Origin of the sequence: Candidatus Photodesmus blepharonis (assembly GCF_000731795.2) — a bacterium.
GTDB lineage: Bacteria > Pseudomonadota > Gammaproteobacteria > Enterobacterales > Vibrionaceae > Vibrio > Vibrio blepharonis.
In genome coordinates, this window is the sequence record NZ_JGVK01000022.1 from 12,538 (window position 1) to 23,999 (window position 11,462).

Here is an 11,462-nt window from a genome sequence, read left to right on the forward strand (position 1 = left end):
TAATTAAAGTTTATGGTTCCTTAGGTGTTTTAGAAATGCTTCCGCTTCAATAAAACCGGTGATACGCGCGTTTGGGATATGTTCGCCTTTCGAATTCCAAAATTCGATAGTTGGTAAGCCTAGCACGTTCATATGTTGCGTTAATCCGATACTTTGAGATGAATTCTTAGTTATATTTGCTTGAAGTAGAACAAAGGTTTTTAACCTAGCTTTAACGTCAAAATGATCGAAAGTATTTTGTTTTAATGCTTTGCACGCTACACACCAGTCCGAATAAAAATCAAGCATGATTGATTTTTTTTCTTTTTTAGCAAAAAATACCTGTTCTTCCAACTCTTGAATATTGTTTATTTGTGTAAATTCGATCTTCTGTTCGTTGTTTATCAAGGCATCTTTTTTTTGCTGAAAGAAAAAATTCATTGTAGGCTGTGCTGATATAAACAAGCCCGATATGGCGATAATGACGATTATGTTTTGTTTCCAAGTGCTAATTAGCAGTTTGTTTTTAATGTAATAAAGCCAAATAGAAGTTGTTAAACCGAGCAATGACCATAGCACAGTAATCCACATGTCTTGTAAAATTCGTTCTAGTAGAAAGATGCACATAGCAAGTAGAAGAAAGCCCAATAGCACTTTGATTGCACTATTCCAAGCACTTGTTTTCGGAAGCAACTTATTGCCTAACACTGCAGTAAGCATAAGTGGAGTACCCATACCTGTTCCTAGTGCATACAGTGAAATTCCTCCAGTGAATATATCACCGCTTTGTGTAAGATAAAGCAATGCTCCAGAAAGTGGAGGTGTGGTACATGGTGAGCAAACTAAACCCGATATCACACCCATATTAAATACCCTGAACGCACTGCTACTTTTCTGATTATTGCTGATATTTCTCACCCAAACTTGCATATTATTTGGTAATTGGAGATTATACAAACCGAACATTGATGCAGCAAGAGCAACAAATATGGTACTTAGAGTAATTAATGCATACGGATGTTGCATTGTTGCTTGAAATTGTATGCCTAAAGAAGCAGTGGTTAAACCAAGCAAAGAATAGGTCAATGCCATGCCTTGTACGTAAGTAAATGATAAGGCTAGCGCTCGAGTGTGACTAATGTTATTGCCTAATATGATAGTTGTTAAAATTGGATACATTGGTAGTACACAAGGAGTAAAAGCGAGACCAAAACCTAGAACGAAAAATAATAGAGGTGTCCACCAGTATTTAGCTAATTTATTTGCTAAATGGTTTTGTTGAGTATTTGAAATAATTTGCGTTGTCGTATTTTTTTCTTTAGGTTTTAGAGTGTTATTCCGAAAACTTTTGATGGGTACTATATGAGTTTCAGGAGGATAGCAAAAACCAGTTTTAGCGCAACTTTGGTACTGGACAACCAAATGTGCTCCTTTTTGATAATTATATAATGGTACTTTGATCATTAGTGGTTCAGAATAGATGTGGATTTCCTCAAGGAACTCGTTTGTGTAAAGTTGACCTTGAGGCATTTCGATATTCCTAATCGCAATTTTGTTACCAGTAATGGAAATACTTGATTGATAGAGATAGTAATTTTTTTTTACTTTCCAATTTAAGAAAATTTGATTGTTTTTTTGATAGAAGTTAAAGGGAACAGCTAATTTAATAGGGAGGAATTTATTGTTTTTGAGTATAGGGTTCAAGGCACTGTCTTCGCTATTATGCGTTGAAAACGTAGATTGTGCAGAAAAAGATAAAAGAAAAATGAGTAACGAGATAATTAATTGCATACAAATAATGATTGAGGTAAAAATATGGACGTACTAGCCAAGTTAGATTATTTTATAGGCAAATCTACATGCGATACAAATTTTACGCAATAATAAGGGAAATAATCCGCTTTTATCGAGTTTCTGTCATAATTTCACGAGAAAATACTTTTTCGCAATAGTGGCATTTCAGTTGTACATTTTCGTTTTTCATCCAGACTGAAAAACGACTTTCCACAGGTTCTCCATGAGAAATACAGTTGCTATTTGGACATTCAAATACACTATTTATTCGTTTTGGCAACGTTAACATAAGCTTATCAACCACTTTGTATTCTTTTATTTGATTGACTGTTGCTTTTGGTGCGTATAATGCTAGTTGATTAGCTTGCTCTTTAGTTAAAAAAATATTTTCAATTTTAATTAGATCTTTGTAACTTAATTCTGAAGATGGTAAATTTAGTCCAATAGTGATACGCTCATCCGTTTTGTGCATTTTAAATAGTTTAAGGATTTTAATTCCGACATGAGCAGGAATATGATCGATTACAGTACCGTTACAAATTGCTTCAACTTGCAGTTGAGTTTGCTTAATCATAATTCTCTCCTAACTCTCAGAGATTGTTGTTCAGAACTAGAGCCAATAGAGCTTTGCGTGCATAAACGCCATTCTCTGCTTGCTCAAAATAGTAAGCGTGCGAAGTTTGATCGACATTAGTGGCGATTTCGTCTATGCGAGGTAATGGATGTAATACCTTCATGTTATGACGTGCATTTTTTAGTGACTCTTTGGTTAAAATATAATCTGATCTAATATGTGCATATTCAGACTCATCAAAACGTTCTTTTTGTATACGTGTCATATACAGTACGTCAAGTTCCGGGATTACTTCTTCAATGCTGCTATGCTTGCTGTAAGTTATATCAGTTTCGCTAAGTTCTTGACAAATATAATCGGGCATTGCCAACACTTCTGGAGAGATAAAGAAAAATCGTGAACCGTTGAATTTGGATAGTGCCTGAGCCAGCGAGTGCACAGTACGGCCGTATTTTAAATCTCCAACAAATGCAATATTTAGGTTATCAAGTGTGCTTTGTGTTTCGTAAACTGAGAAGAGATCTGATAAGGTTTGGCTTGGATGTTGGTTAGCGCCATCACCGGCGTTAATAACAGGCACGTTTTGGGAAAATTCAGATGCTAGACGTGCGGCGCCTTCTTGTGGATGACGAATCACAAATGCATCGACATACGAAGATATTACTCGAATAGAGTCAGCTAAGGTTTCCCCTTTGTTTGTCAACGAGATATTAGAGCCATTATCAAATCCGACGATAGTTCCACCTAAACGTTGTACCGCTGTTTCAAAAGATAGACGAGTGCGTGTTGAAGGTTCAAAGAAACAGCTCGCTATCACCTTGTTTTTTAATAACTCTGGACTTGATTTTGCTTTGAATTTTTTAGTGGTGTTGATCACCATCTCTAGCTCACTACGAGCTAGTTCTGGAATGGAGATTATATGCTTGTTAAACAACGAATGAGCCACAACAGTTCCGCCTTATCTACATTTAAAGAGCTAGCTGGGATTATCGAAAAATATAACTTGTTATTTCGCTTTTTAAAATTCAGAAGTAAACAAGCTCAATGGATTCTACTAATAAAAATTTAATTTTCAACAATTTCTCTAGCGTATTTTATTTTTGCGAGTTTTTATTTGGATTTTCTATTTAGTCTATGGATATTTGAGAAGAGGTGTTCGATCATGATAGTTGTTAACTAAGTAAATCAGTAATTTCTACCATACGCATACTTATAATTAGAGAATATCTATAATTCAAAAATTAAAGATTGATATAAATTTTATCTATCTGCCTATTTTGTTAAATACGAGATATGTTTCCGGAGTTGAAATTTAATTTGTGCATCGGTTAAAGAGCGATCCTCCTTAGTTTAACTAGGAGATAATGCGCGTGTTGTGTAGTAATTGAATTAAAAAATTAATGATTAATATCATATTTAAAATAGCAAAATATGCAGAGTAAGATCGAATTTAATAATTATTCATGAATAATGTGTTGATCTAAATTTAAATCAAACCACAATAAAAACTAGGTTTTCGGTTTGGATTCACAAATGGAAAAGAAAGTACCCTTCGTATTAAATGGGATCATGTATCAACCTTCTAGCGCAAACGACAGAGAGCTAGTTGTCAATGGTCACTTCGTAAAGGTTCCTCTGTTTAGCAAGGAGGTTGTTGATGCGATTAAAAGCTCTAAAAAAATTGAGGAATTGGAGCTGCATTCCATTATAAATTTCTTGTATACTGTTGGTCAGCGTTGGAAAAGCGAAGAGTATTCGAGACGAAGAAGTTACATAAGAGATTTAGTGAAGTTCATGGGTTATTCAAAGCAAATGGCTAAGTTAGAGGCCAATTGGATATCCATGATACTATGTTCAAAAAGTGCTTTGTACGATATTGTTAGCAGTGATCTGGGATCGCGGCACATTGTCGATGAGTGGATACCCCAGGGGGAGTGCTATGTAAAAGCCTTTCCGAAAGGAAAGTCTGTTCACTTGCTAGCTGGAAACGTTCCCTTGTCTGGGATCACTTCCATTGTGCGCGCGATTATCACTAAGAATCAGTGTATTGTCAAGGTCTCTTCCTCCGATCCATTTACTCCAACTGCATTAGCCATGAGTTTCATTGATGTCGATCCAGATCACCCAGTTACTCGTTCTTTATCTATAGTTCATTGGTCGCACGCACACAGGGGAGATCTGAGTTTAGCTGTACAAATATTGGGTGAAGCTGATGTTGTTATAGCTTGGGGAGGAGAGGATGCCATTGAGTGGGCAGTTAAGCATACTCCACCCCATATCGATTTGATTAAATTTGGACCAAAGCAAAGTCTTAGTATTATAGATGATCCTAGAGATCTAGAAGCTGCAGCGAGCGGTGTAGCACATGATGTTTGTTTTTATGATCAACAAGCGTGTTTTTCGACACAAAATGTTTACTTTGTTGGTGAAAATTTTTGTGAATTTAAGAAGAAATTACAATCTAAACTAAGTTTATATGCCAATATTTTACCTAAAGCAGAGCAGAATTTTGATAGTAAAGTGGCATTCTCTTTGATGGAAAAAGAATGTTTGTTTGCTGGATATGTCGTAGATGTCGGAGAAAATCAAAGTTGGATGATGGTTGAGTCACCGGCTGGTTTGTTAAAAAATCAACCCTTAGGCCGCTGTGTTTATGTCCATCATGTTTCGGATGTTAGGGACGCTTATAGTTATGTCAGGAAATATATGACTCAGACAGTGTCCATATACCCTTGGGAATCATCTTTCAAATATAGGGATGAATTAGCCAGTTGTGGTGCAGAAAGAATTGTTGAATCAGGAATGAATAATATATTTAGGGTGGGTGGTGCTCATGACACGATGCGCCCCCTGCAACGTTTAGTCCGGTTTGTCTCGCAGGAAAGGCCATTTAATTTTACAACGAAAGACGTTGCTGTTGAGATTGAACAAACGAGGTTCTTAGAAGAGGATAAATTCCTCGTTTTCGTACCGTAGCATGGAAGAACATTATATGAGTAATGGGTTTGTCAATTCTACAATTGATCATGTGATTAAGATGAACGACAAAGAAATCCGGGTTTGGGAAACTTTATCTAAAGAAGGATCACCCAAGAGGAACAAGATAATACTGATTTCATCTGGGTTTACTAGGCGTATGGATCATTTTTCAGGTTTAGCTGAGTATCTGTCAAGTAATGGTTTTCGAGTTGTGCGTTATGACTCTCTCGATCATGTTGGTTTAAGCACTGGCGATATTGATGAATTTACTATGACGGTTGGTAAGCAAAGTTTGTTGGCTGTGGTTAGGTGGCTGAATGATAAGAACATTTATGACATTGGTTTGATCGCCGCTAGTCTTGCTGCAAGGATTGCTTATGAGATCATTTCTGAGGTTCGTCTTTCTTTTTTAATTACAGCTGTTGGTGTAGTAAATTTGCGGGATACTTTGAAAAGAGCACTAGGTCTTGATTATTTAAACTTCCCTATTGGAGAATTGCCTGATGATTTAGAATTTGAAGGGCATCGTTTAGGAGCTAAGGCTTTTGTTCATGATTGTTATGCGCATCGTTGGCAGGATTTTTCCTCTACTGTGCAGAACGTAAGAGGCCTTTGTGCTCCGTTTATTACTTTTATTGCCAGCAATGATTCTTGGGTAAAGCAAGAAGAGGTTTTTGAAATGTTATCGAATATTTCCAGCGATTATAAGGTTTATTCTTTCTTTGGTGCTTCTCACAATTTGGGAGGGAATTTTGTTGTGTTAAGGAGTTTTTATCAATCCATAACAAAAGCTGCAATTGCCTTAGAAAAAGGAAGTCTAAATCTCGATGCTGACATATATGAGCCTAAATTTGAACAGATTACTGTTACAACAGTTAATGAGCGTAGGATGAGAGCTCAAATAGAGAATCAATCTCTAGCCGTCTCCTAATATAGTTTCTATAGGGACAGCGTTTATCAAAACAAGGAATGAAAAAATGAAATTTGGAAACTTTTTACTTACTTATCAGCCTCCTCAACTCGATCAAACTGAGGTCATTAAACGCATGGTCAATTTGGGTAGGGCTTCGGAATCATGTGGCTTTGACACGGTATGGTTGCTAGAGCATCACTTCACTGAGTTTGGTTTACTCGGTAATCCTTATGTTGCAGCAGCTAATTTGCTTGGTGCAACCAAAACGTTGAATGTTGGTACTGCTGCTGTTGTGTTACCGACTGCCCATCCAGTGCGTCAACTTGAAGATGTGAATCTTCTTGATCAAATGTCGAAAGGTCGTTTTAAGTTCGGGATTTGTCGAGGTTTATATAACAAGGATTTCCGCGTTTTCGGAACTGACATGGATAATAGTCGCGAACTTATGAACTGTTGGTACGATATCATGGTTGAGGGCATGGAAAAAGGTTCTGTTTCTTCAGAGAGCGAACATATTAAATTTCCTGAAGTTACTGTTGGTCCGAATTCCTATATTGAACGGGGTGCTCCAGTGTATGTAGTGGCAGAGTCTGCTTCAACTACTGAATGGGCTGCAGAAAGAGGGTTGCCTATGATTCTAAGCTGGATTATCAATCTCAATGAAAAGAAAGCTCAACTTGATCTTTACAATGAAGTTGCGCTTGAACATGGTCATGATATTTCGAAGATTGATCATTGTTTATCTTATATTACATCAGTCCAGCATGATAGCAATCAAGCCAAAGATACGTGTCGTGATTTTTTAGGGCATTGGTATGATTCTTATCTTAACGCTACCACAATATTTGACGATTCAGACCAAACTAAGGGTTACGATTTTAATAAAGGTCAGTGGCGAGATTTTGTCTTAAAAGGGCATAAGGATACCAACCGTCGTATTGATTACAGCTATGACATTAATCCTGTTGGAACACCAGAGGAGTGCATTAATATTATTCAGTCTGATATAGATGAAACTGGTATTAGTAATATTTGTTGTGGGTTCGAAGCTAATGGTGGCGAAGAGGATATCATTGCTTCAATGCAGCTTTTCCAGTCTGATGTTATGCCGCATCTAAAAGAAAGAAGCAAGCATTAACCATCTAGGATAAAAGGGGTTACGTATGAAATTCGGATTATTTTTTCAAAACTTTCTTACTGAGAATCAGTCGTCGGAGGTAGTTTTAGATCGTATGATAGAAATTGCCACTTATGTCGACGAATTGAATTTTGAGCAAATTTCTGTCTATGAAAACCATTTTTCGCCTAATGGAATTGTAGGGGCTCCATTGACTGTGTCTGGTTTCCTATTGGGTTTAACCAAAAAGATAAAAATTGGTTCGCTGAATCATATTTTAACTACTCATCATCCTGTCCGATCAGCAGAGGAGGCTTGTTTGCTTGATCAGATGAGTGAAGGACGTTTTATCTTTGGTTTTTCCGATTGTGAAAAAGAGAGTGAAATGGCGTTTTTCAATCGTCAATTAGATTCTCAAGAGCAGATCTTTAATGCTTGTTATGATATTATCAGTGAATCCTTTAGCACTGGTTATTGTCATCCTGATAATGACTTTTTTAATTTTCCTAAAATATCTGTCAACCCGCACGCTTTTACCCCAGGTGGACCCTTACAGTATGTAACAGCTAGTAGCTCAAAGGTTGTTGAATGGGCAGCTAAGAAAGCTCTTCCATTGATATTTAAATGGGATGATAGCAATCAAACTAGATCTCAGTATGTTGAGCAATATAAGGCTGCAGCGCTGAGATTTGGAGTAGATGTCACTAATGTGGGACATCAACTGACGTTGATGGTTAATGAAAATTCTGATAGTGCAGTTGCTAAGCAGGAATCTAGAGAGTACTTTTCTGCTTTCGTTAAGGAGATGTATCCTTCTGTTGAACATGAAGAAAAATTGGAAGAGCTTATTGCTGAAAATGCGATTGGTAATTGCGATGAATGTCTTGAGGCAAGTAAATTGGCGTTAGAGAAATCAGGAGCCTCACGGTTACTGATGTCGTTTGAGTCTATTAAGAATCTTGCACATCAAAAGTCGGTTATCAATTTAATTAATGAAAATATTGGCAAGTATCATATGTGATTTTGCCAAGAAACTCTGTACTCCAAAGGGCGGTGGTAGCTTAGTTTTATCACTGCCCGCGCGTTGTTATTTTTCACTTTAGGATGAAACTTATGAGTGTTGTTCCTCATATGAAGCTAGAAGATATTGATGTGAGCTCAGAAATTGATAATTTGATTTTTATGAGTTCTCCGTTTGAGTTTTCTTATCAAGCTCAAAAAAAAATCCAAAGAGAGCTAGTATTGAACGCATTTCGTTACCATTATGCGAATAATTCTGATTACCGTAAGTATTGCGGGGTGTCAGGTGTTGATGCAAGTCTTTCTGATGTTGATGATATTCCTGTTTTTCCTAATTCAGTATTTAAGTATTCTAAGCTAGTCACAGCGAATAAGGATGATATAGAAAATTGGTTCACAAGTAGTGGAACTCAAGGTATTAAGAGTTTTGTTCCGCGTGATAGAGTAAGTATTGAACGTTTGTTGGGTTCTGTTATTTACGGAATGAAATATGTGGGTAATTGGTTCGATCATCAAATGGAGCTGGTCAATCTAGGTCCTGATCGATCTGATGTTAATGATATCTGGTTTAAGTATGTCATGAGTTTGGTTGAGCTGCTTTATCCAACAACTTTTACTGTGCATAACGAGAAAATAGATTTTAAACTCACATTGCAAGCTTTAGATAGAATTAAGAGTTCTAATAAAGCGATCTGCTTGGTTGGTCCTCCTTATTTTGTATTTCTACTTTGTGAACATATGAAGAAAGAAGGTCTTAAATTTAATGGCGGAGAGTCGTTCTATATTATCACTGGGGGCGGATGGAAAAATCACGAAAATAAATCTCTTAATCGTGTTCGCTTCAATCACTTGTTGATGGATGTCTTTCAGTTATCTGATAAAAGTCAAATTCGTGATACCTTTAATCAAGTTGAATTAAACACTTGTTTTTTTGAAGATGAACAGCAACGTAAAAGGGTGCCGCCTTGGGTGTATGCTCGAGCGTTAGATCCCGTAACTCTTAAATCTCTTCCGAATGGTGAGTTAGGGCTTCTGAGTTTCATGGATGCTTCAGCCACCAGCTATCCCGCTTTTTTGCTTACTGATGATGTTGGTATTATTTTAGAACACGCTGATGGGGTGGTTGGAACAAGTGTCGAGGTATTGCGTAGAGTGAAAACGAGAACGCAAAAAGGGTGTGCATTAAGCATGTCGAAGGCTTTCGCTGATAGATGATTGCGAGGAATGAAGTATGATTGTTCGTTGCGCTGTAACCGACGTTATTCAGATGTCGAGTAGTGTTTATAGAGTTCTTTTAAAGCCGGAAGTCAATATTGTCTTTAAGGCTGGACAATACTTGAAAGTGCATTTTAACTCTAAGAGTTATGCTTTCTCGATTGCTAGTTCTCCATTAGATCAGGATTTGATTGAATTACATATCAGAAAGAACGAAGGGATTGGCGATAGCTGTATCGTTGGTTGTTTTCAACAAGCTTTAAATGAGAACATTCTAGTAGATGTTCCGCATGGTGATGCTTGGTTACGAGAGGATAGCGATAGGCCGATACTGCTTATGGCTGGTGGTACTGGTGTATCTTATGTTTCTGGAATTTTGAAGAAATGTATTAGTTCAAAAATGGTTCAACCTATTTACTTATATTGGGGAGTGAAAAATATTGAACTGCTTTATGTGCATAAGGAACTTATCGATTTAGTAGCAACACATGATAATGTTTATTACGTCTCTGCAGCGGAATATATGGATGATGTCCATCATTTGGTCAAAAAAGGTACCGTGCTTGATGTTATTCTTAATGATTTCAATAATCTCTCTCAGTTTGATATTTACATGTGTGGTCCAGTGCCAATGATTAAGGCTGCTAAGGTATTATTAGGAAATTATAGAAATGCGAATTTAGAACGAATGTTTTCTGACGCGTTAGCCTATGTTTAATCTTAACACTGTCTAGGTCGGTCAGATTTGAACGGTTCTTTTACAGGCTGGTGGTTATTGTATTTATAACATAGTACCAGCTGTTTTTTTACTTCAAAATAAGGTATTAAGTTGATGAAAAGAATAAAATTGATGTTTTTAGTTTTTCATTTAGTGCTTTCAGCTATTGTCACAGCAGCCACACAAGAGGTAAATGTGTATTCTTACCGTCAACCTTTCCTTATTAAGCCAATGTTTGACGAATTTACTAAGGAAACTGGTATAAAAGTAAACGTGAGGTTTGCAAAGAAAGGATTGGCAGAAAAATTGATTCGGGAAGGTGAACATAGTCCTGCTGATGTTATTTTAACTGTAGATATTAGTCGCCTTGCAGATTTGACTAATAAGGGCTTAGTACAAAAAGTTGCGAATAAAGTTATTGAAAAAAATGTTCCTCCTCAATATAGGGATAAAGAGAATGAGTGGTTTGGACTTACAGTACGTGCTCGTTCTGTTTATTCTTCGAAAGATCGTATAGGTAAGCTTAGCAAAGATTTTACTTATGATGACTTAGCTGCGCCTAAATTCAAAGGTAAAATATGTACACGTTCAGGTAAGCATCCTTATAATTTATCGTTGGTTTCCGCTATGATCGCTCATAAAGGTGAAGAAAAAACGAAAGAGTGGCTAATAGGAATGAAGAAAAATCTAGCTCGTAAACCTCAGAGCAATGATCGTGGACAGATTAAGGCGATTAAGGAGGGCTTGTGCGATCTCTCATTAGGCAATAGTTACTATTTGGGTAAAATGTTTAATGATGAAGAACAAAGCGTTTGGGCTAAATCTGTTCATATTAATTTTCCCAGCCAAAAAGAAGCGGGTACACATGTTAATATAAGTGGTATGGCGATGGCTAAATATGCGCCAAATAGAGATAACGCAGTTAAATTAATGGAGTTTTTAACAAGCAAAAAAGCTCAAGAAATGTATGCTGAGATAAATTATGAATATCCAGTAAAAGAGGGTGTTAAGATATCAGATTTAGTTAGATCTTGGGGCGATTTTAAAGCGGATACTGTTCCTTTGAGTAAAATTGCTGCCAACCATACAATAGCTGTAAGACTTTTAGATGAGGTAAAATTTGACCTTTAATATTTTTATACAGACTTTTGTT

General features: G+C 36.7%; 10 protein-coding genes. 7 read left to right on the forward strand and 3 right to left on the reverse strand.

The window, feature by feature from the left end; translation table 11 throughout:
- Positions 1 to 3 precede the first annotated feature (3 nt).
- From CF67_RS02805 to pyrB, 3 genes are all read right to left on the reverse strand, one after another.
- A complete protein-coding gene (locus CF67_RS02805; RefSeq protein WP_034414161.1) occupies positions 4 to 1,770 on the reverse strand; it encodes a protein-disulfide reductase DsbD in 1,767 nt (588 codons plus the stop codon).
- A gap of 112 nt (positions 1,771 to 1,882) precedes the next feature.
- Positions 1,883 to 2,347: an aspartate carbamoyltransferase regulatory subunit gene (pyrI, locus tag CF67_RS02810; protein ID WP_034414163.1), complete on the reverse strand. Its 465-nt coding sequence runs from the start codon at positions 2,345 to 2,347 to the stop codon at positions 1,883 to 1,885.
- Between the two features lie 16 nt (positions 2,348 to 2,363).
- Positions 2,364 to 3,293 carry an aspartate carbamoyltransferase gene (gene pyrB, locus CF67_RS02815; RefSeq protein WP_034414164.1) on the reverse strand — a complete coding sequence of 310 codons (930 nt, stop codon included), beginning with the start codon at positions 3,291 to 3,293 and terminating at the stop codon, positions 2,364 to 2,366.
- A 587-nt stretch (positions 3,294 to 3,880) separates the two neighbouring features.
- On the opposite strand from pyrB, the gene luxC reads away from it, so the two are divergent.
- The 7 genes from luxC (at position 3,881) to CF67_RS02850 (ending at position 11,440) form a co-directional block, all read left to right on the forward strand.
- Positions 3,881 to 5,323 (forward strand): long-chain-fatty-acyl-CoA reductase LuxC, encoded by a 1,443-nt coding sequence (gene luxC / locus CF67_RS02820; RefSeq protein ID WP_034414166.1) that lies wholly within the window; start codon positions 3,881 to 3,883, stop codon positions 5,321 to 5,323.
- 16 nt (positions 5,324 to 5,339) lie between these two features.
- A complete protein-coding gene (luxD, locus tag CF67_RS02825; RefSeq protein WP_034414244.1) occupies positions 5,340 to 6,257 on the forward strand; it encodes a fatty acid reductase transferase subunit LuxD in 918 nt (305 codons plus the stop codon).
- Positions 6,258 to 6,303: 46 nt separating this feature from the next.
- Positions 6,304 to 7,377: a luciferase subunit alpha gene (gene luxA / locus CF67_RS02830; RefSeq protein WP_034414168.1), complete on the forward strand. Its 1,074-nt coding sequence runs from the start codon at positions 6,304 to 6,306 to the stop codon at positions 7,375 to 7,377.
- Positions 7,378 to 7,402: 25 nt separating this feature from the next.
- On the forward strand, positions 7,403 to 8,377 hold the full coding sequence (gene luxB / locus CF67_RS02835) for a luciferase subunit beta (RefSeq protein WP_034414172.1): 975 nt from the start codon (positions 7,403 to 7,405) through the stop codon (positions 8,375 to 8,377).
- 92 nt (positions 8,378 to 8,469) lie between these two features.
- A complete protein-coding gene (gene luxE / locus CF67_RS02840; RefSeq protein ID WP_034414174.1) occupies positions 8,470 to 9,591 on the forward strand; it encodes a long-chain-fatty-acid--protein ligase LuxE in 1,122 nt (373 codons plus the stop codon).
- A gap of 16 nt (positions 9,592 to 9,607) precedes the next feature.
- Positions 9,608 to 10,309 carry an NAD(P)H-flavin reductase gene (gene fre / locus CF67_RS02845; RefSeq protein WP_034414176.1) on the forward strand — a complete coding sequence of 234 codons (702 nt, stop codon included), beginning with the start codon at positions 9,608 to 9,610 and terminating at the stop codon, positions 10,307 to 10,309.
- Between the two features lie 132 nt (positions 10,310 to 10,441).
- Positions 10,442 to 11,440, forward strand: a complete 999-nt coding sequence (locus tag CF67_RS02850; protein ID WP_242633203.1) for a Fe(3+) ABC transporter substrate-binding protein — start codon at positions 10,442 to 10,444, stop codon at positions 11,438 to 11,440.
- Positions 11,441 to 11,462: the final 22 nt, after the last annotated feature.